This is a genomic window from Acidimicrobiia bacterium, assembly GCA_041393965.1.
GTDB lineage: Bacteria > Actinomycetota > Acidimicrobiia > Spongiisociales > UBA5794 > UBA5794.
The window spans coordinates 242,306-262,655 of record JAWKJB010000001.1; the positions used below are offsets into that span (position 1 = coordinate 242,306).

Below are 20,350 nucleotides of genomic sequence, written 5' to 3' on the forward strand. Positions count from 1 at the left end.
GCGGTCCTCCGTGTGGGCGCTGGCGGCATTAGCCTGCTGCGTCTATGAGCGTCGAGAACGAGACGATCCACTCGACCTGGCTCGGGTCGAGCCGCGTCGTTCCGAGCATCTTCATCCGTCCCGTTCTCCGCTTCACCCGCGTCGAGGCTGCCGGTGGACTGGTGCTGCTTGCCGCCGCCGCGATTGCGGTCATCTGGGCGAACTCACCGTGGTTCGAGTCGTATTTCGCTTTGATCAACCATCACATTTCGCTCGATCTCGGTCCGGTCCACCTCAGCGAGTCGATCAAGGATCTCATCAACGACGGACTGATGGCCGTGTTCTTCTTCGTTGTCGGTCTCGAGATCAAGCGCGAACTCGTCGTAGGTGAGCTCAACTCACGCAAAAAGGCCGCGCTTCCTGCGCTTGCGGCACTCGGGGGGATGGTCGTTCCCGCAACGATCTACATCACGATCGTGGTGTGGGGAGGGGCGGCCCACGCGGTCCATGGCTGGGGGATCCCGATGGCGACCGACATCGCCTTTTCGGTCGGCATCGTCGCGCTTTTGGGATCGAGGGTTCCGGTCGGGGCGAAGCTGTTCCTGCTCGCCCTTGCCATCGTCGACGATATCGGTGCCATCATGGTGATCGCGGTCGCGTACACCGACGGACTCCATGTCGGCTACCTCCTTGCGGGAATCGGTGCTCTCTGTTTCGTCTACCTCGCGAGGCGACAGGGGATCCACAGCCTGCTATTCTATGTACCCGTCGCCTTCGTCATCTGGTACTTCTTCCTGGAGTCCGGGGTGCATGCGACGATCGCAGGGGTCGCCCTCGGGTTGATGACGCCGGTGAAGCCGAAGTACACCGACGAGGAGTTCCGCCAGAAGGCCGTTGCGGTGCTCGAGCGATGGAACCTCAACCGAGCATCACCGGACGCGGAGGCACGCCTTGACCAGGACGCCCTTGAGCTTGCCGCCGTCGCGAAAGCCTCCGTGTCGCCCCTCGACCGACTCGAACATGCCCTTCACCCGTGGTCATCGTTCGTGATCGTCCCGCTGTTTGCGCTCGCCAATGCCGGCGTCCGCTTCATCGGCCACGAACAGAGCCTGCTCGAACAGGTCTTCAGTCCGGTAGCTCTTGCGGTGACCGTCGGCCTGCTGGTCGGCAAACCGGTCGGCATCACGATCGCGTCGTGGCTCGGCCTGCGGTTCGGTGTCGGTGAGCTCCCTCGCGGGACGAGCCTCAAAACCGTCACCGGCCTCGGACTGCTCGCTGGCGTCGGATTCACGGTGTCGCTGTTCGTCACCGAACTCGCCTTCACGGAGGAGATCCTCGCCGATGAAGCCAAACTCGGAATCTTCCTCGGTTCGGCCATCGCGGGGATTCTGGGCTTCTTCGTCCTTCGAACCATGCGCACCGCGCAGGAAAAGTACGACGCCGCGGCGGGTCTCCTTGTCGAAGAGCTGAGCTGAGTCGCTTCGATCAGCCTATCGACAGCCCGACACGCTTCCCGGACGGCCCGGTGAAGCTGGTCGGGTCCGCCGAGCGGATCAGTGCGCTCGGATGCCCCTGTGCCCGATCGAGGCTTCGCGGATGCGCTTGGCAGCGAGGTCGAGATAATCCCGCTGCAGGTCGTAGCCGATGTAGTGGCGGCCGGTTTCGACGGCGGCAACGGCCGTGGAACCGGATCCGACGAAGGGGTCGAGGACGAGGTCACCGACGAAGGTGTACAGCTCGATCAGGCGGCTCGGAAGCTCCACGGGGAACGGGGCCGGGTGCCCCACCCGACGAGCAGATTCCGGAAGGATGTCCCAGACGGAGATCGTCGCTTCGAGGAATCCGTCCTTGTCGATCGAATCGTCACCGGTCCGTACGCGGGCAAACGAGCCCTTGGAGGCGACGATGATGTATTCGTGGACATCACGCAGCGTCGGGTTCTTCGCCGACATCCACGAGCCCCACGCACAGCTCCCACCTGCGGACTTCGCCTTCTGCCAGATGATCTCGCCCCGCAAGTCGAAACCGATGTCGGTCAGGATCGATGCCACATGGTGGTTGAGCGGAATGTAGGGCTTTCTCCCGAGATTGGCGATGTTCACCGCCACCCTTCCGCCCGGCTCGATCACCCTCCAAGTCTCCGTGAAGACCTGACGAAGAAGGTCGAGGTACTCGTCGATGTTGAGATCGTCGTCGTAGTCCTTTCCGACGTTGTAGGGCGGCGATGTCACCATCAGCGCAACGCAGTTGTCCGGGATCTGCTCCATGGTGACGGACGACTGGCAGAACAACCGATCGACGATGCTGGCAGGCGGATCGACGAGCGGGCCGATGTCACCACCGTCCGGGGGCCGCGCCATCCGTCTCCCGTAGAACCCGGACGCGTCGTGTCCCTCGCGCTTCCCCGCCCCGAAACTGGCCGTGCTGGTCGCCACATGACCTCCTGCCCGCGAACCCTATCACCGCAAGCCATCGTCAACGCGTACCCAGGGTTCCCGTGGGTACGGCTTTACGACACGACGGCCTTGTAGGAGCCGAGGTTGAGGATGGTTGCGGCGTTCGCGGGAGGGGGATCGAGCACCCTGCGGAGGCCCTCGATGCCGGGCTCGTGCACGAGGTCGATGAACGACCGGTAGTTCCACGCAGCCCCGGAGGGCCGCGACTCGATCCGGGTGAGGTTCGCCCCTCGCAGCCCGAGCTCGGTCAGGACAAGGGCGAGCGACCCAGGCGTGTGGGCGAAGGTGACCACGATCGTGGTCTTGTCGTCGTCGTCGCTGACCTCGGGTTCTCCGACATGGATCACCACGAACCGAGTGGTGTTGTGGGCCTTGTCCAACACATCTTCCTTCAGGACCACCAGACCATGGGCAACTCCCGCCAGTGGAGGTGCGAGAGCCGCGATGGTTGGATCACCCCCTTCGGCCACCTGGCGTACCGCCCCCGCGGTGTCATGGGTCGGTACTGCGTCCATACCCAGAGCAAGCAAGGCGTATTCAGCCTGTGCAAGGGCCTGAGGATGGCTCCGAACCTCACGGATCTCCTTGAGGGTCGCGCCGGGAAGTCCGTGGAGCGTGTGGCGCACCTCGACGAGGTGCTCGGCGAGGATCGAGAACCGGACATGGCTGTCATCGCCGGGAAGGCGATCGAGTACCGGAAGGACCGAACCGGTCGTGGAGTTCTCGACAGGGACGACGAGGCGCTCGACCGTTCCCGCCTCCAGCGCCGAAAAGGCGGACGCGAAGGTACGGAAGCCAATCAGCTCCCCGTCGGGGAACAGCTCCGTCGAGGCCTGGTGGCTGTAGCTGAGGGGCTCGCCCTGGTATCCAACGCGCATCGTTGGACAATAGACATGGCAGGTTCACCATCCGCAGGTGACGGTGCACCAAGGTCAAACGGAGGAGCCGTCAGCGGGTTCGCTCGTCGAGAAGCATCGCGAGGTCACGGACCACCACCTGCTCGTCGACACCGATCTCTTTGATGCCGTCGTCGAGCATCACATAGCAGAAGGGACATCCGGTCGCGATCACATCAGCACCCGTCCCGACGGCCTCTTCGGTGCGGTCGATGTTGACCTTCTTGCCGATGTGCTCCTCGAACCAGAGCTTCCCGCCTCCGGCGCCGCAACAGAACGAACCGGTGCCGTTGCGTTCCATTTCGACCCGCACGCCCGATGAGTCAACGATCGTTCTCGGAGCGAGGAAGGTGTCGTTGTGGCGACCGAGGTAGCACGGGTCGTGGAAGACGATCGATTCGCCCGTCGACGCCGGCTGCAGCCTCCCCTCCTCGACCAACTGGCTGAGGAGTTCCGAATGGTGCAGCACGGTGTAGTTCCCGCCGAATTGCGGATACTCGTTCCCGAGGGTGTTGAAGCAGTGGGGACACTGGGTCACGATCTTGTCGATGCCGAGATCGTTCAAGGTCTCGATGTTCTGGAGAGCAAGCCCCTGGAAGACGAACTCGTTTCCGGTGCGCCGTGCCGGATCGCCCGTGCAGAGCTCCCTTGCGCCGAGGATGCCGAAATCGATGCCAGCCCGATGAAGAAGCCGCGCAGTGGCGATCGTGACATTGCGGTTGCGGTCGTCATAGGACCCGGCGCAGCCGACCCACAGGAGGTACTCGGCTTGCACGCCTGGCTCACCGAGCCGCTTGATTTCGAAGTCGAGCTGGCCGGTCCAGTTGTCCCTGTCGGCCTGGGCCATCCCGTAGACATTCGACGAGTTCTCCATCGACACATACGCCTTGCCGAGCTCCGAAGGGAAGTCCGACTCCATGAGCGACAGATATCGGCGCATGTCGAGGATCTTGTCGACGATCTCGATGTCGCCAGGGCAGATCTCGTCACATGCCCGACAGGTCGTGCATGCCCACAACTCCTCGGAGGTGATCAACTCGAACACATTGTCGGAACTGACCGTGATCCCCTCGTCGACCCCGACCGGCGGCGAAACCGGTGGTGTTGCGGTCGCGGCCGCGACGGTCCCGAGCTTGAGAACGATCTCCCTCGGATCGAGCGGCTTCCCCGTCGTGTTGGCAGGACACACCGAGGTACAACGGCCGCAGATCGTGCAGGCGTCCGTGTCAAGGAGCTGCTTCCAGGTGAAGTCCGCAACGACCGCAGATCCCACTGATTCGAGGTCGGTCGCCTCCATCAGGTTCGGCATCTCGCGCATTGCGCCCTTGGGGCGTTCCCTCGCGGCGAGGGCGAGGTTGGCGGGCGTCGTGATCATGTGGCGGAGCTTCGTGACCGGCAAGAGCACGAGGAAGACGATGAAGCTGACAACATGAAGGATCCACATCGTCTGATGGATTCCCGATGCGGACGATGCGGGAACCAGCACCGAGAGGGGGTACCCAACGAAGGACCACACCTCGAAGGCCGGGCGCCCGACGAGCGAGATGCGGGCCGCTTCGGTCAGAAAACCCGTAACGCCGATGGCTGCCAGCGTGACGAGGATCCACGCGTCCTCGGGTCGGGTCTTCGAGCGGATCCTCCACGGCCGAATGGCGTAGCGCCGTATCGCAGCCATGGCAAGGCCGACAAGGAAGGCGACACCGGCTGCATCGAGGATCGCCGAGTACGCCTGGTAGACCGTCCCGTGGAGGAACTTGAGATCGGTCGGGAGCAGATGATCGATCTCGAGCGTCACGGTACCTGCGAACAGGATCAGGAACCCGTAGTAGATGAGAGAGTGCAGGAGTGCCGTTGAACGATCCTCGGCGACCGTTCGCATCGAGATGCCTTCACCAAAGCGCTTCAGTCGGCGCTTGAGGTCTCCGGTGCGGCGCTCCCAACTTCCCCGTTCCCAGTTCCGAGCGCGCACCGCGAGCATGCCGATCGAGATACCGACGAAGGCCGACACGACGACATAGAACTCCGCGATGACGACCTCCGGCACATTCCCGAAGACTTCGCGGCCGATCACGAACTCAGCGTGCCCCGGGAGCGACCCGAGCCACCACAACGCCAGCGTGCCGGCAACCGAGACGGCAGCGACAATCCCAATGAGCAACGAGGCCGAGACGCTGGGATGCCTTGTCTGTTCGTTGTCCTCGGTGGTCGTCACCGCTGCATCGCCTCCCGACGGTCAGGCATCACACGCCACGGGTCTACTCCGCTTGGTCGGTGTCCGACCCGGATGCGGAAGCGTCATCCGACAGGCCGAGTTCGGCTTTCAGCTCGGCGAGCTTCGCATCGGCTTGCGCCACATTGATTGCCGCCTTGAGCTCTGCCTCTGCACCTTCGGGGGTTGCATCGCGAAGTTCGGCCTTGGCCATCGCTTCGGCCTTGCGCCGTTCGATCTTGGCTTCGACCTGGGACAACGACGGTCCATCGTCTGAGATCGACGCGGACATCGTCTCGACGGCTTCGTTGACGGCCTCCTGCATCTTTGCCTGTTCGAGCTGTCCGAGCAGCTCCATGCGTTTGGCCGAGAGCTCCTGGAGGTTCATGGAGTTCTGCTGTACCGCCTCTTTGGCCTTCTCCGCCTGGGACTGGGCGACCGCGTACTGTTCCTTGAGGGATGCCAGGTTGTTCTCGGAGGCCTGGAGTTTCATGGCGATGGATTGGGCCGCCTGCGTCCACTTCTCGACACCGGCGGTGTCCCCTGCGCTTTTTGCGGCCTCCGCCTTCAGGAGCGCCTGCTTGGCCATCTCACGAGCCTCCCCTGCGGACTCGGCGGCGTCCTCAATTCCGCTTTCGAGTTGTGTCCGATGGGCAACCACTCTCGCTGCTTGGTTGCGGAGATCCTGATCCTTCTTCTTGGCCTCGTTGATCGCTGCCTCGATCTCGATCTTCGGATCCATCGCCTTTTCGGCGGTAGTGCTGAACAGCGCCTTGATGTAGGCCCAAATTCGACGGAACATCGTCTCCCCGACTCTCGCTTGCGTGCCAGGCGATACTAGCGCTCATCCTCACCGGCCGGTTGTCGGGCGCGGATGGGATGGATCAGCTCCGGCGCCGACCCCCGCCGCGGGTTCTCCGCCGAGCCCTCCCGGTTGATCCCGTCGGTCCCGGTGTGCGTGGCGATCCACCTCGGCTCGTTTCAGCCCCGGATCCGGATCCGGAAAAGCCTCCACCGAGGCCGGTCATTGCTGCCGCGCCGAGCAGCATCTCGAGGGTCTGGCTCGAGGCGTAGCTGCTCTGGCGTTGGCCGCGGCGCTGGTACTGCGACCGGTGGTATTCAGGGAGCCTTGCGGGGAGCTCGGCCCGCGTCGGTGCGGACTCGTTCGGTGGCGGCGTCTCAGTCGGTGGCGGCATTGTCGAAGGTTCCGGTCGCTGCGGCCGCGGCGGTTTCGGGTTCCCGTCGAGGATCGCTTCGGCGCAGTCGAGTTCCCAGATCGTGACATCGAGGTCGTAGCTCAGGTCGAGGAGCGAACCGGCGTGGTCTGCAGCAGCGAGCCGATCGCTCGCGGTAGCGAACGACGCGGTGGCGTTGCTGAAAAAGGCTGAGGCTTCGGCATTGCCAGCCTCGGCGATCTCCTGTTCGAGATCGAGGATGTCGTTCGCGATGGCATCGATCTGTGCCTGGATCGGCTCCTTGGCCTGGGCGAGATCGGTCGCCGTCCGCTTCTTTCCGTGGCGTACAGACCTCCAGACGAGGAAGATGATGCCCGCCACCACGATGATCATCACGACGAGCCAAGCCCACCCGCTCTTGCCTTCAACGGATTGATTCGAACACACCGCGTCTTCGCCGGTGAGCGTGTTGACGAATGTTCGCACGACATCGTTGTCGGATGCAACGGTCAGCGCCTCGGCAACGGCAGCATCGAGCTGAGTGCCGGACCAGAACCCCTCGTTGTCCTCATAGCCGACGGTTTCCGGTGCGACCGTGAACACCGTTCCAACCGTCCCCAGTTCGGTCAGCATCCCTCCGGAAAATGTCGTCGCGCCGCCGGAAGGTTCATCCGCAAGAACGACGACATACAGGTTGCCACCGGCGTTCCTGGCGTCGCTGACCGACGCCGACACACATTGGTCGGTCGCCGAAGTCCCCGAGTCGACATGGAACCCGTTCGATCCGACAGCGTCGACGAGATCCGATGGTGTGGCGGCCACGACGAACACGAGTGCCACAAGGGCGAGAGCCATGTGGACCATTCGGGAGAGCATCGGTGCAGGGTATCCCCTCGTCGATCCCAAGCCGATCCGCCGACCTCGCCACCGCCGCACGGCGAGTGGCCGGTCAATCAGATGGTGGAGATGTCTCGACGGGCGACACGCGCTCCCCACTGGCGCAACAGACCACTAGCGACCGACGAGGGCCCGGAAGAAGAAGGCAAGGTTGGCAGGGCGTTCGGCCATCCGTCTGGTGAGGTAGGGGTACCACGCTTCGCCGTATGGCACATAGACACGCATGGTGTATCCGGCTTCTGCGAGTTCTCGCTGGCGGTCCCTGCGCACGCCATAGAGCATCTGGAACTCCCACGGGGCGGATCGGTCCTGCGCCTCGTCCAGCGCGTGAGCGATACGGTCGTCATCGTGCGTTGCGATCGCTGGTTGCACCGACGCTGAGCGCATGAGCAGAGAGGTCAACTCGTCGAAGGCGTCATCGACAGCCGTATTCGACTGGTGGGCGATCTCAGACGGCTCGGCATATGCACCCTTGCAGAGCCTGATGTGTCCCCCGAGCGGAAGCACCCTCGTCACATCGGCAGGGGTCCGGTGCAGATAGGCCTGCAGCGCGATCCCGAGGTTTCCGTGCTTGCGCTGGACATCTTCGTAGATCGAGATGGTGGCTTCTGTGTAGATCGACTCTTCCATGTCGACCGTCACCGAGACGCCCGACGCAAGCGCAGCGGAGGCGATACGGCCCAGGTTGGTGGTCACCGCCCCGTCGTCGAGGCCCATTCCGAGCTGGGTCAGCTTCACCGAGACATTCGCATCGAGCGACTGGTTGTCGATCGCTTCGATGCACGCGAGGTACGAGGCGGTCGCTGTCTCGGCCTCATCGAGGGTCGATACATGCTCGCCCAGGTGGTCGAGCGAGACCTTGAGACCGCCCTCATTGAGGGCATGGGCAATGGTGACGGCGTCCTCGAGGAGGTTCCCTGCGACGAAACGGTGCGCAACAGCCTTCCCTGCGCGGGTGTCGGTGATGAGTTTCCGCGTGATATTCCGATTCGTGACGGCGAGCACCGCTGAGCGAATCACACGCCGCTCGCCCTCTGACCGAGCTCTCGGGATCGTTGGGCAGCCGACCTGACCGCGTCCTCGAGCAACGCGCGGAATCCGCCGTCCTCGAGCACATGCAGCGCGGCTGCGGTCGTACCGCCAGGGGATGTGACCTGGCCGCGCAGCCGGAACGCGGACTGGTCCGACTGGATGAGGAGCTCGCCCGAGCCTCGAATCGTCTGGTGGACGAGCTGCTCCGCGGCATGGTGGGGAAGCCCTTCGCGGATGGCAGCTTCGATCATCGCTTCGGCGAGAAGGAACACATAGGCGGGACCGGTTCCCGACACGGCGGTCACGGCATCGAGGAGGTCCTCGGGAAGCTCGATCGTCGACCCGACGGCGCCGAGGACCGCGGTTGCACGATCCACATGGCTCTTCGTTGCGTGCGAGCCTGGCGCGAGGGCGGTCATGCCGAGGTCGACCGCTGCGGGCGTGTTGGGCATCGCGCGTATGACCGGCTGACCGTCGGCGAGCGCCCCCTCGATCGTCGAGAGCGCGACACCGGCCGCGACCGAGACAACGACCTGATCCGTGGTGAGCACCGGCTCGATCTGACTGGTGACGGCTGGCATGTCCTGCGGCTTCACCGAGATCACGACAACCTGCCTCCCTTCGGCGCCAGTGACAAGGGAGGTCGTGGCGGCGATCTCGGTCTCCTTCTGGAGCTCTTCCGCGCGCTCGGCGCGCCGAGTGACGAGGATGAGGTCATCGGTCGACCAGCCTGCACGCAGCAAACCCCGCGCGAGGATCTCGCCAAGGGAGCCAGCGCCGAGAATCGCTACGGTGGGACGCAACATGCAGCGAGGATATCGCGCGGTCCGGTCAGGACGCTGCGCCGATCCTGCGCACGAGGTCTCCGAAGCGGTCGGCCATTACCCGGTCGAAACCGACGAGCCGAACCGATCGCAGCGGGCCGGGATCGTCACGAAGCCGACGAGCGACGGTGGAGACGATCACCGCGCACGCTTCGTCCGGTGGGTAGCCGTAGATACCGGCAGAGATGGCTGGCATGGCGACGGTCGCTGCTTCGATTTCGATGGCAGCGTCGAGGGCGCCGTTCACCGCTGCCGCAAGGAGCCGCTCGTTGTCCTGACCCGGTGTGTGGATCGGGCCTGCGACATGGATCACATATGACGACGGCATCTTGCCCGCTGAGGTGAGTGCCGCGGTTCCCGTGGTGAGGGGCCCGTGGGCGGCGGCCCATGCCGCTGACTCGTCGTCGATGGTCGCCCCACCAGCTCGTGCGATCGCGAGGGCAACGCCGCCCCCGTGCATCAAGCCGGGATTGGCCGCGTTCACGATCGCCGTGACAGGCATGACCGTGATGTCGCCCTGCACGGCGACGAGCGTCGCGTCATTGCAGCTTGCCGCAGACGCTGCTTCGGGAGGGATGTCAACGGTTTCCCAATCCCTGCCGTCGGGACGAACCGTGTCGAGTGAGGTCGTCCACATGCCGCACCAGCCTGAACCTCTCAGATCGATCCGGTGTTCATGGGCGACATCGGTGACCCGTGCCGCGACGGCTGGAGCAGGGTCGATGAGCTCGACGGAGTCGGGAAGGCACGCAGCGATCCGGTCGATGATGTGTGGATAGTGGGTGCAACCGAGGACCACGACATCGGCACCGGTGTCGCCGAGGGGCGAGACATACCGGTCGAGGAGGGCATCGACAGGGTCGCCTCGTTCGATCGCCAATGCGAGACCGGGGCATGCCTGCTCGATGATCTCGATGTCGCCAGCGAACCGACCGGTGAGACTCCTGAACAGCTCGCCTTGGAAGGTCGCATCGGTCGCGAGCACGGCGATGGTGCCGGTCTTCGTGCGCTCTGCGGCGGGCTTCACGGCCGGTTCCATGCCGACGAACGCAACCTCGCCGATGGCGGCACGGAGGTGGTGCAGTGCCGCCGCCGACGCCGAGTTGCACGCAACCACGATCATGTCGGCCCCCGCCGATTGCAAGAAGCGCGCGATCAGGGTCGTGCGGTCGCGCACCTCGTCCAGGGTGCGCTCACCGTATGGACCGAATGCATGGTCTGCAAGGTAGATGATGTCGGCCCACGGTGCCCTCGCCCGGATCGCGTCGAGCACACCGATTCCGCCCATTCCCGAATCGAAGACGGCAATCCGCGACATCAGAGCATCACAACATCAGGACAGGTTCGCCGACGATGGGCCGATCATGCCCCGAAGCGGTTCCGGTGGACGAGCTCGGTGAGGGGCTTTCGGCCCCCCATGCGCGCCGGCCCGCTCCCCGGCTCCGGGTAACCGACCGCGACACCGTACCGGCATCGGTACCCCTCGGGAAGCCCGAGCACCTCGGCAGCGATCTCCTCGCGGTGGAGGGTCACGGGGCAGCTCGCCATGCCGATGGCGTCCGCTGCCAGCATGATGTTCTGGGCGAGGCGGCCGGTGTCGAACTCGTATCCCTCCGGGTGCTGGACGAGCGCAATCATCATCGGTGCGTTCCGCACGGGCGTCATGAAGTCACCTGCGGCACAGATGGCGTCCTTCTGCTCCGGATCATCGACAACGACGAATGACCAGTTCTGCGAGTTCTTCGACGACCCCGTCCAACGAGCAGCGTCAAGAAGGGACGCAAGATCCTCATCAGCAACCGCCCGATTGTCGAATTGCCGGATCGCTCGGAGCCCGACGATCGCGTCATAGTGCGAGGTCATGCGATCACGATACTCGCGGTCAACCACGAGACCACACGATGTGACAACCCCCTAGAACGCTTGGTCGCTCATCTCCATGAGCCACGCCGTCTCGGCCTGGGCTGCTGCCGTGCGGATCCCGACCTTCGGCAGAGCATCGGAGGCGAAGAACTTGGCCGATGCGACCTTGCCCCCATAGAAGGCCCTGTCGTCTTCGTCGGCCGCCTCCAGCGCCGCGCTTGCACGCTCGGCATGTTCGAGCAGAAGCCACGCAATGATGACTTCCGCGAGGCTTTCGAGAAGCGCGTTCGTGTGGAGTCCCGTCTTGTAGATCTCCGGCGGGTCCTCCAACGATGCCATGGCATGGCCGACCAGCACGCCGATGTGGATCTGCACCTGTTCGAGGGCGTCTCCGAGCGCCTGCCGTTCGGAGGCGAACTCGTCGGAGCCGCCCTTGATGTACCCGAGGATGTCCTCCCCGAGGCGCATCACGGTCTGCCCCTGGTCTCGCGCGATCTTGCGGAAGAAGAGATCGAGCCCCTGGATCGCCGTCGTGCCCTCGTAGAGGGTGTCGATCTTGGCGTCACGGATGTACTGCTCGATCGGATAGTCCTGCGTGAATCCCGATCCGCCAAATACCTGAAGCGACTGCGCGAGCAGCTCGTATGCCTTCTCGGATGAGTAGCCCTTGACGATGGGAAGCAGCAAATCGTTGAGTCGTGACCAGTAGTCATCTTCCGGTTCGAGCTGCATCTTGTCGAGCGTCCATGCGGTGTACATCCACAGAGCCCGCAAGCCCTCGGCGTACGCCTTTTGCAGCATCAACATACGCCGAACATCGGGATGGCGGATGATCGGAACCCGGGGAGCCGTCTTGTCGGCGGCTTGCGTCAGGTCTGCGGACTGGATGCGCTCCTTCGCGTACGCGAGAGCGTTCAGATAGCCCGTCGACAGCGTACCTGCCGACTTGACGCCGATCAGCATGCGGGCGTCCTCGATGATGTGGAACATCTGCCTGATGCCCTCGTGCACATTGCCGACGAGGTACCCGACGCACGGTTCACCCGCGCCGAGCGTCAGCTCACATGTCGACGAGCCCTTGATCCCCATCTTGTGCTCAAGGCCCGTCACCCGAATGCCGTTGCGGGCACCAAGCTTGCCGTCATCATCGACGAGGTACTTCGGCACGATGAACATGGAAAGGCCCTTAGTCCCCGGCTCGCCGCCTTCGCGGCGCGCCAACACCAGATGGATGATGTTCTCGAAGTAGTCATTGTCACCCGAGGTGATGAATCGCTTCACGCCTTCGAGTTGCCACATGTCCCCCTCGACATGAATGGCCTTGGTGGTTCCTGCCCCGACATCGGAACCGGCGTCTGCTTCGGTGAGCACCATGGTTGCGCCCCAGCGCCGATCCAGCATCGGTCGGGCCCAGCGGGCGGCCTGTTCCGGGGTTCCGATCTCGGCGATCACGCGGGCCATGAGGGCACTCGAGGCATACAAGAACGCGGAAGGATTCGACGACACGAGCATCTCGCCTGCAGCCCATCGCAAAGTGTCGGGTGCGCCGTAGCCACCGAGTGTCGGGCCGATCCCGAGCAGATGCCAGCCTCCGTCGAAGAACGCGTCAAGGCTCTTCTTCAGGCTCGGGGTGATCTCGACGGTGCCGTCAACGAGCTTGGGCGGATTGCGATCCGAATCGACCCAGCTGACGGCAAAATCCTCGACGGCGAGCCGTTCGATCTCACGGAGTGAATCCATCGCGGTGTCCCGCCCGAATCCCTCGAACGGCGCTGAGCCGTAGTACGAGTCGACCTCAAGGAACTCGAAGAGGTTGAACTCGAGGTCCCGCAGATTCGTCTTGTAATGCGACATCGTCCACCTCCCTGTTCTGGCTCGTAATTTGAGTATACCCTCAACTTTGAGTGATCAATCAGAATTGGGGGCTTGCCAGCAGAATTTGAGCGAGTTTTGAGCGACCGCTCAAGATTTCGGGTACGATCTCGGTCCGGATCGAACGAGGAGCACACGACCGTGGCGAGGTATCAGGCGGGACTCCGCACGGAGACTCGCATCATCGATGCAACCCGGTCCCTGCTCGCGGAGGGCGGCCTCGAAGGAACCACGCTTCAGGCGATCTGCGAGCGGGCCGATGTCAAGGCCGGGAGCTTCTACAACCTGTTCGATTCCAAAGAAGAAGCCGTGATTCGGGTTGTGCGGGAAGCCATCGATGCGGTCGACCCCGATCCCGAGGGCGCGGGCACCGACACGGTCGACGATCTCGTTGCTGCGTTCGTGCGCTTCTTCGTCGAGCAGCCGGAGATGGCGAGGGTCTATGTCCTCGCTGCGGTCAACACGGAGAGTTCGAACAACGGTGCGCGACGCCGCTTCCTGCGGCACCACCAGCGTCGTGTTGAGCGGTTCGCCGACGCCATGGCAAGGAATGGGTCCACGATCGGCCCGGATGAGGCCGTCGTCCACGCGGAGCTCCTCCTCGGCGCGCTCGACGGTCTTGCGTTCCGATGGGCGATCGATCCGACCTTCGACTTCGAGACCTTCGCGCTCGAAGCCGCCTCCCGTTTGGCGTGAAGCGAGCGGTCACGGTCGGGGCACTAGAACGGCAGTCCCACCGCCTCGCAGAGGAATCTGGCGTAGGGAGCCGCCTTGTCGTAGAGCTTCCCGAGGTCGTCGTCGAACGATCCTGAAGTCACCGTCTTCTGGGTGAGCTTTGATCCCGCGGTGAAGCTCTTCCGGCGAACATCGACCGGGAACTCGGGTTCCTCGTATTCCCGAGGGATTCGCTTCAGCAGGTCCGCCTCGTCAGGAGTTGCATCCCAGGCATCGATGAACGACCTGCTTGTAACCGCACGCTGCCACGCATCGGGATCGGTGTAGATCCGGTCCCTGATCTGTTTCGCCACCTTTGCCTCTGGGCGCCACAGCCCGACGCCAGCCCAGCAGCTCCGGGGCTCAAGGTGGAGATAGAAGCCCGGTGCATGAACATCTTTCGCCATCTCGTGCCTGAACTGGATCCCGATGTTCGCCTTGTACGGCGTCTTGTCGCCGGTGAACCTGGTGTCGCGGTAGGGACGCATGAGAGAACCGCCGTTGGTCCGCGGGTCGGCAACGAAGTGATCCGAGATGTTCGTGAGCCGCGGCGCGAAGTCGGAGATGAACTCCTGAGCGGGCTCACGGATCGTCCTGATGTAGCGCTCCTTGTTCGCCTCGAACCAGGAGCGGTTGTTGTTGGCGGCGAGGTCGCGAAGGAACTTGAAGGCGGCCGGTGTGAAGTAGGTGCTGCGCACGGTGGTCCCTTCTGGTGGTGCCAACCTATCGAAAGCTGTTCGCAGATGGAAGAGGGTCGGTTGGCCGCGCCCCGTTCCGGTTCCGATGAATGTCCCTTCCCCTACGCTGCGAGACCCATGGCAGTCATCGAATACGGGCTTCAGGTTTCCGGGCCATATGAGCATCTCCTCGCTGGCGCCAATCTTGCACGAGAAAGGGGGATGGTCGCGCTCGCCCTTCCGGACCACTACCTGATGTCCGTCAACGACGATCTTGCCGCAACGACCGACGCTCCCGATGCGTTGATCCAACTCGGTGGGCTCGCTCGGGACACGGCTGGCATCGAGCTGGTCGCGCTTGTGTCGCCCATCACCTTTCGGCACCCTGCGGTCCTTGCCAAGACAGCCATGACGCTCGACGCGATGTCAGGCGGGCGATTCACGCTCGGTGTCGGAGCAGGGTGGTTGGAACGAGAGCATCAGGTGTTCGGCCTTCCGTTCCCTGACCGTGGGGAGCGTTTCGCGATGCTCGAAGAAGCCCTCGGCTACCTGTCTGCGGCGTTCGATCCGGATCATCCCGGATACCGCGGCGACCGGTATCGGCTCGAGAGCTTCCCCCTCAACCCGATGCCGCAGCGACGGATCCCTCTGCTTGTTGGCGGCTCGGGCCGGCACACGACTCCCCGCCTTGCCGGAACCTTCGCCGACGAGTTCAATGTGTACCCAGGGCCTGCCTTTGTGGAGCGCATCAAGGCGTGCCGCGACGCGGCGGTCGCTGCGGGCCGTGACCCGGACGCCATCAGGATCTCATCGGCGGGCCAAGTCCTCGCCGCCGAGACGGAAGCCGAATTCGAAGCACTCCTCGCACAGGAAGCGCACGAGCGTGGGATGTCACGGGACGAGCTCGCGGACTACTTCGCGCAACGCCGACCCCCTCACGGTACCTACGATCAGGTGCGCGCCATCCTCGATGACTACGCGCGGATGGGTATGCAGCGCTTCTACTTCCAAGGAATCGGCACCGACGGGGAAGCACTGCTCGATGGGCTTGGCATCGGCTGATGCGCAGGGTCACCATCGACATCGGGGGCCCCGTATCGGTGATCGAGTATGGCGGTTCGGGCCCGTTGGCTGTCTGCGTCCACGGGCTCGAGGGTTCTGCATACAACTGGCGGGACATCGCACCCGACCTGATCCGAACCCACACCGTCGTGGCTCCCGATCTCATCGGCTTCGGATACACCCAACCATCGGGAAGGGCCGCGACCGTCTCGGCGAACGCTGACCTCGTTTCGGGCCTGATCGACCACTACGGAGGGCCGGCGCTGGTCGTCGGGAACTCGATGGGTGGCCTCATTTCGATCCTCGCGGCAGGCAACCGACCTGCCAGCGTTGGGGCCATGGTCCTCGTCGGCCCCGCGGGACCGGTGCGGCGGTGGGATCGTTTGCGACCATGGGCCGCGTTGACGATCGGCGCCCCCCTGATCCCAGGGATCGGAGCCGCGATCGTCGATGCCTATCGATCCTCGCGATCAGCCGAAGAAGGCGTTGCGGAGTCGTATCGCCTCGTCACGGCGGACCCCGATACGGTGAGTCCGACAGCGACCGCCGACGCCCTCGAGATCGCCGTCTTGCGCCGCACCCAACCGTGGGCGGCACACTCCCTCGTGGAGGCCACACGCTCGATCTTTCCCTTCGTCGTCGCCTCCCGCCGGTTCACCGACGCTCTCGACCGCGTCGCACAACCCACCCTCCTGATCCAGGGGTTGGCGGACCGGATCGTCGACCGCCACACCGCACAGTGGATCGCGGCGAAGCGTCCGGATTGGGCAACGGCTTATCTCGAAGGTATCGGACATGTCCCGATGATCGAGTCGCCTGAGACCTTCATCGAGGTCTTCCGCGCATGGGAGGGACACCTCGGGGATGGGGATCAGGATGCGCGCCGGAGCAGCGTGAACGGGAGATCCTCGTAGAAGACGACATAGTCGCCGCTGTCGATGAGGTCCTCCACGATGTGGTCGAAGTCACGGAACGAGTCCCATCGCAGCACAACCCACTCGACGGCCGAAGGGTCAGGCAGGCCGGTGTCGTCGGCCCCGTAGTTGTACGGAAGGAACGGGTTCGGGAACATGTAGATCTCCTCACGGTTCGTGAGGTGGGGGACGAAGGAGGTCCATGCGGAGACCGAATCACCTTCCGGCACGACCTCGAGGAGGGCTCGCATCTGGTCGTTGCTGTCGTGTGGTTTGGCCCAGTCACGGATCGGGGCAGCGGCGACCCAGATCCCGATCGGCACGATGATCGACGCCACAACCGCGGCGATCTTGATGCCCCGGTTGCCGATGGCACGAAGCCTCGCAGCTCCGAACGCTGCGGCGATCGCCACCACTGCGACGAGATACGCCGTGTAATGCCATCGGATCTCGTACTGGTATCCGTGGAGCGAAAGGACATTCGCAGCAAGGGTCGGGATGCCCACGAGGAGCCACCTGCTGGCGAACACGGCGAGCGGCATCGCGAACACGAGTGCCACCACATACCACACCTTGGTCGGGTTGGTGACCGTGTCCCACCACACATCGGGTGAGGTGACAAGGCCGGCGAGAATCCCGAGCGGGGATTCCCCGAGATAGCCGTACCGATAGGAGTACAGCAGTTCCCCGGTCGGTGACCATGCCGGCAACAAGACGAGGAAGTTCACCAGGAACGCTGCGAGCCCAACACCGGCGATCACGAATCCGACCTTTCGCTTGTTCATGAGCCACGCAACGGCGAGCCCGAAGGGCACCACGACGAGCCCGACATCCTCCTTGGCGGTGAGGGCAACCACGACGACGACGATCGCCCACCCGTGGCGGTCATGCTGAAGCAACAGGACCGCAGCCAGGATCAGCGGGATGACAAGCACCTCGGGGTGGAACGGGTCCCGAACCTGCCACTGCACGGCGGGGGCAACGAGCACGAGAAGACCCGTGAGGATCGACAGTCCCGAGCCTGCCCCTGCCCTCGCGGCGATCGCATAGGCGAGCACCGAGGCGAGCCCGAGCGCAACCACCGAGATGACGATCAGCGTGCCAGGAGATGGAACGAGCGCGTAGATCGGCGCGATGAGGATGAGAATGTACGAGGAGTGGTCAGCAAACAGCGGGAGACCCCGAACGGTCACGAACGGGTCCTTGAGGCGGCTCAGCAGCCAGGTGCCTTGCGCGAAGATCCCGAGGTCGAACGCGTGGGTGTGGAACCGGAGATGCTGGAGAACACCCCGAATGGAGAACACGACGGTCCACACCGCTGCGAGCGCCGACGACACCAAGAGCCCGTATCGGTTCCGAAGCCTGGGGATCGTGCTGCGATCGTCCGTCTGGATTGACACGCCCGACTCCACCCTCCGCCACGCGGCACGCCGAGTTCGTGTCACGCGGTACCGTTTTCGCTGATGGACGGACGATACCTGTCAACCGTGTTTGCGATCCTGCTCCTTGCCACCGGTTGTTCCGACGCGCGGCAGGCTTCGAGCGACCGTTGGCATGGCAACGAACCGGTCGTTCCGCTTGCCTCGACCACGACGACCGCGAACCCCACTCCGACGGTTCCCACGACGCCGCTCGCAGCGCGACCCGATCCGGAGCGTGGGCGTCTCGTCATCAACGGAACCGGGGATGTGAACCTCGATCCGTCCTTCGTGCGGACCTTCCCCTCGACGGGTTATGAGGATGCCTGGACCGGGCTCAACGGAGCGTTCGTCGACGACGACCTGACCGTTGTGAACCTCGAGTGCTCCCCTTCGCCGCTCGGGACACCCTGGGAAAAGCCGTGGGTGTTCCAGTGCGACCCCAATGCGTTCGAAGCGATGGCCGCGGCGGGGGTCGATGTCGTGAACCTCGCGAACAACCATGCGATGGACTACGGCATGACCGCGATGCTCGACGGAAGGGACCGCCTGCGAGCGGTCGGAATCGAGCCGGTCGGGACCGGTGCGAATCGCGAGGAGGCCTATGCCCCTGTCCTCGTCGAGGTCGGTGGTTGGACGGTGGCGGTGATCGGGAGCGGTGGAGTGTACCCCGAAACCGGAACTTGGGTCGCAACCGACGACAGGCCCGGCATGACAAGCGGGGACGACACGGAATCGATCGCCGACGCCATCCGCGCCGCCGACGCCGTCGCGGATCTCGTTCTTGTCACGGCACACTGGGGACAGGAACACGAGGCAACGCCGCGACCGTTCGAGATCAGCCAGGCGAAGTCGTGGATCGATGCGGGCGCCGATGGTGTGTTCGGCCACCATCAACATCGGCTCCAGCCCCTCATGTGGTACAACGGCAAGCCGATCGCCCTCGGTCTCGGCAACTTCGTGTGGCAGGCCTACCCCGAAGAGGCGAAACAGACGGCCATCGCCCAGTTCGTCTACGAGCCCGACGGGCGCGTCTCGGCCTGCCTGCTCGATGTCGTGATCGAACGCCACGGCCATCCCGTGATCCAAGACCCTGATGCCCCGGTGTGCGGCACACGCGGCCCCCGCTGACCGACCGCGTAAGTTACCTGCAACCCCGGGTTGTACCCAGGGCTCCCAGTCGGCTATACCCGAGTGGCAGCCCTGGGTAGATGACGGAACAGCACCGAGAGCCGTTCTGCCGGGTTGGTTCGTAGGACCTACACTCCCCGTGTGGCGACGATCATCGCAGTGGCGAACCAGAAGGGCGGGGTTGCCAAGACCACCACGGTCCACACGCTCGCCGAAGCACTCTCGGAGCTCGGCCGGCGCCTCCTGATGGTCGATCTCGATCCACAGGCCTGCCTCACCTTCGCAGCCGGGATCGATCCCGACTCCCTCGATCACTCGATCCACGATGTGCTCATGGGCAGGATCGAGCTCACCGACTGCATCGTGGATCGGGAAGGCCCCGATCTCGTCCCATCCACGATCGACCTCGCCGGATCCGAGGTGCATCTCCTCACCAAGACCGGTCGAGAATTCGTGTTGAAGCGTGCCCTGCGAGACCTGGGCCGCACATACGACTTGATCCTCATCGACTGCGGGCCCTCCCTCGGCATCCTCACGGTGAACGCCCTCACCGCCGCCGACATGGTTCTCGTCCCGTTCCAGGCCGAGACGCTGAGCGATCGCGGGGTGGGCCAGCTCCTCGACACTATCGACGATGTCCGGCAATACACCAACGAGGACCTCACGGTTCTCGGCGGGATCGCAACCATGTACGACCCCCGCACGAATCTCGGCAAACGCGTACTCGTCGAGCTGGAGGAGCGCCACGGGCTCCGCGTTATCGGACCGCCGATCCCACGGTCGGTGCGTGTCGCCGAAGCTCCCGGTGAAGGAGTGTCGGTTCTCGCCCACGCTCGGAGCTCGAAGGCGGCTGAGGCGTATCGCGAGGTCGCAATGAGCCTGGTTGGCATGCTGTGACCAAGCGACGCGATCCCGAAGGAAAACGAGCCCTCTTCGAATCGCCGCCGATCGAGATCGACGAACCGCTGCGGGATGATCCGCTCATCGAACACCATACAGAAGACGGCCACGAGGCGCTCTATTCGGCCGGTGAACACCAACCGGGAACCGTCGTCATCACCTGCTCCCGTTGCGAGGTCCGATCTCGGATCAGCCTCATCGAGTCGTTCGTCAGGATCCTGTCGATCTCCTTGTGGATTCCGGGTCGTCCCTACAGCCGCTGGATTCCGTGCCCTTCCTGCCAGACGCGATCGTGGTGCCGGATCGACTGGTTCGGTTAGTCGGATCCCGT

Annotated in this window: 19 protein-coding genes; 7 read left to right on the forward strand and 12 right to left on the reverse strand. The window is 64.0% G+C overall.

The genetic code is table 11. From position 1 onward, the window contains the following. The first annotated feature begins 44 nt into the window (after positions 1 to 44). Positions 45 to 1,454: a Na+/H+ antiporter NhaA gene (gene nhaA / locus R2823_01285; GenBank protein MEZ5174826.1), complete on the forward strand. Its 1,410-nt coding sequence runs from the start codon at positions 45 to 47 to the stop codon at positions 1,452 to 1,454. 78 nt (positions 1,455 to 1,532) lie between these two features. Here the strand turns inward: nhaA and R2823_01290 are convergent, their stop codons facing one another. The 10 genes from R2823_01290 to R2823_01335 all read right to left on the reverse strand — a co-directional run bounded on the left by R2823_01290 (position 1,533) and on the right by R2823_01335 (position 13,185). After that, entirely contained in the window at positions 1,533 to 2,414 is an 882-nt protein-coding gene (locus R2823_01290; protein ID MEZ5174827.1) for a site-specific DNA-methyltransferase, read from the reverse strand. A 74-nt stretch (positions 2,415 to 2,488) separates the two neighbouring features. Beyond that, entirely contained in the window at positions 2,489 to 3,313 is an 825-nt protein-coding gene (locus R2823_01295) for a prephenate dehydratase domain-containing protein (protein MEZ5174828.1), read from the reverse strand. Between the two features lie 70 nt (positions 3,314 to 3,383). Beyond that, positions 3,384 to 5,543, reverse strand: coding sequence for a heterodisulfide reductase-related iron-sulfur binding cluster (locus R2823_01300; GenBank protein MEZ5174829.1), 2,160 nt, complete (start codon positions 5,541 to 5,543; stop codon positions 3,384 to 3,386). Positions 5,544 to 5,586: 43 nt separating this feature from the next. Then, entirely contained in the window at positions 5,587 to 6,342 is a 756-nt protein-coding gene (locus R2823_01305; GenBank protein MEZ5174830.1) for a PspA/IM30 family protein, read from the reverse strand. 82 nt (positions 6,343 to 6,424) lie between these two features. Continuing rightward, positions 6,425 to 7,591: a hypothetical protein gene (locus R2823_01310; protein ID MEZ5174831.1), complete on the reverse strand. Its 1,167-nt coding sequence runs from the start codon at positions 7,589 to 7,591 to the stop codon at positions 6,425 to 6,427. Between the two features lie 135 nt (positions 7,592 to 7,726). Then, complete coding sequence (locus tag R2823_01315; GenBank protein MEZ5174832.1) at positions 7,727 to 8,632, reverse strand: proline dehydrogenase family protein; 906 nt, start codon at positions 8,630 to 8,632, stop codon at positions 7,727 to 7,729. Continuing rightward, positions 8,629 to 9,450: a pyrroline-5-carboxylate reductase gene (gene proC / locus R2823_01320; GenBank protein MEZ5174833.1), complete on the reverse strand. Its 822-nt coding sequence runs from the start codon at positions 9,448 to 9,450 to the stop codon at positions 8,629 to 8,631. The genes R2823_01315 and proC overlap by 4 nt, the downstream gene beginning before the upstream one ends. A gap of 25 nt (positions 9,451 to 9,475) precedes the next feature. Beyond that, the gene (gene murI / locus R2823_01325) at positions 9,476 to 10,786 is read right to left on the reverse strand and encodes a glutamate racemase (GenBank protein MEZ5174834.1); all 1,311 of its coding nucleotides are present in this window, start codon (positions 10,784 to 10,786) and stop codon (positions 9,476 to 9,478) included. 44 nt (positions 10,787 to 10,830) lie between these two features. Next, positions 10,831 to 11,331: a nitroreductase family protein gene (locus R2823_01330; protein ID MEZ5174835.1), complete on the reverse strand. Its 501-nt coding sequence runs from the start codon at positions 11,329 to 11,331 to the stop codon at positions 10,831 to 10,833. A gap of 51 nt (positions 11,332 to 11,382) precedes the next feature. Further along, complete coding sequence (locus R2823_01335; GenBank protein ID MEZ5174836.1) at positions 11,383 to 13,185, reverse strand: acyl-CoA dehydrogenase; 1,803 nt, start codon at positions 13,183 to 13,185, stop codon at positions 11,383 to 11,385. Positions 13,186 to 13,344: 159 nt separating this feature from the next. Between R2823_01335 and R2823_01340 the strand changes: the two genes are divergently transcribed. Then, the gene (locus R2823_01340; GenBank protein MEZ5174837.1) at positions 13,345 to 13,899 is read left to right on the forward strand and encodes a helix-turn-helix domain-containing protein; all 555 of its coding nucleotides are present in this window, start codon (positions 13,345 to 13,347) and stop codon (positions 13,897 to 13,899) included. Positions 13,900 to 13,922: 23 nt separating this feature from the next. On the opposite strand, the gene R2823_01345 is transcribed toward R2823_01340, so the two are convergent. Next, positions 13,923 to 14,615 (reverse strand): TIGR02453 family protein, encoded by a 693-nt coding sequence (locus R2823_01345; protein MEZ5174838.1) that lies wholly within the window; start codon positions 14,613 to 14,615, stop codon positions 13,923 to 13,925. A gap of 117 nt (positions 14,616 to 14,732) precedes the next feature. On the opposite strand from R2823_01345, the gene R2823_01350 reads away from it, so the two are divergent. Both R2823_01350 and R2823_01355 read left to right on the forward strand, forming a co-directional pair. Next, on the forward strand, positions 14,733 to 15,656 hold the full coding sequence (locus R2823_01350) for an LLM class flavin-dependent oxidoreductase (GenBank protein ID MEZ5174839.1): 924 nt from the start codon (positions 14,733 to 14,735) through the stop codon (positions 15,654 to 15,656). Beyond that, on the forward strand, positions 15,656 to 16,570 hold the full coding sequence (locus tag R2823_01355) for an alpha/beta hydrolase (GenBank protein ID MEZ5174840.1): 915 nt from the start codon (positions 15,656 to 15,658) through the stop codon (positions 16,568 to 16,570). Before R2823_01350 ends, R2823_01355 begins: the two co-directional genes overlap by 1 nt. Here the strand turns inward: R2823_01355 and R2823_01360 are convergent. Next, on the reverse strand, positions 16,528 to 17,970 hold the full coding sequence (locus R2823_01360) for a DUF2079 domain-containing protein (GenBank protein ID MEZ5174841.1): 1,443 nt from the start codon (positions 17,968 to 17,970) through the stop codon (positions 16,528 to 16,530). The two genes, R2823_01355 and R2823_01360, sit on opposite strands and share 43 nt — an antisense overlap. Before the next feature lie 63 nt (positions 17,971 to 18,033). On the opposite strand from R2823_01360, the gene R2823_01365 reads away from it, so the two are divergent. The 3 genes from R2823_01365 (at position 18,034) to R2823_01375 (ending at position 20,339) form a co-directional block, all read left to right on the forward strand. Beyond that, on the forward strand, positions 18,034 to 19,119 hold the full coding sequence (locus tag R2823_01365) for a CapA family protein (GenBank protein MEZ5174842.1): 1,086 nt from the start codon (positions 18,034 to 18,036) through the stop codon (positions 19,117 to 19,119). A gap of 141 nt (positions 19,120 to 19,260) precedes the next feature. Further along, positions 19,261 to 20,016: an AAA family ATPase gene (locus R2823_01370; GenBank protein MEZ5174843.1), complete on the forward strand. Its 756-nt coding sequence runs from the start codon at positions 19,261 to 19,263 to the stop codon at positions 20,014 to 20,016. Next, positions 20,013 to 20,339, forward strand: coding sequence for a hypothetical protein (locus R2823_01375; protein MEZ5174844.1), 327 nt, complete (start codon positions 20,013 to 20,015; stop codon positions 20,337 to 20,339). The genes R2823_01370 and R2823_01375 overlap by 4 nt, the downstream gene beginning before the upstream one ends. Positions 20,340 to 20,350: the final 11 nt, after the last annotated feature.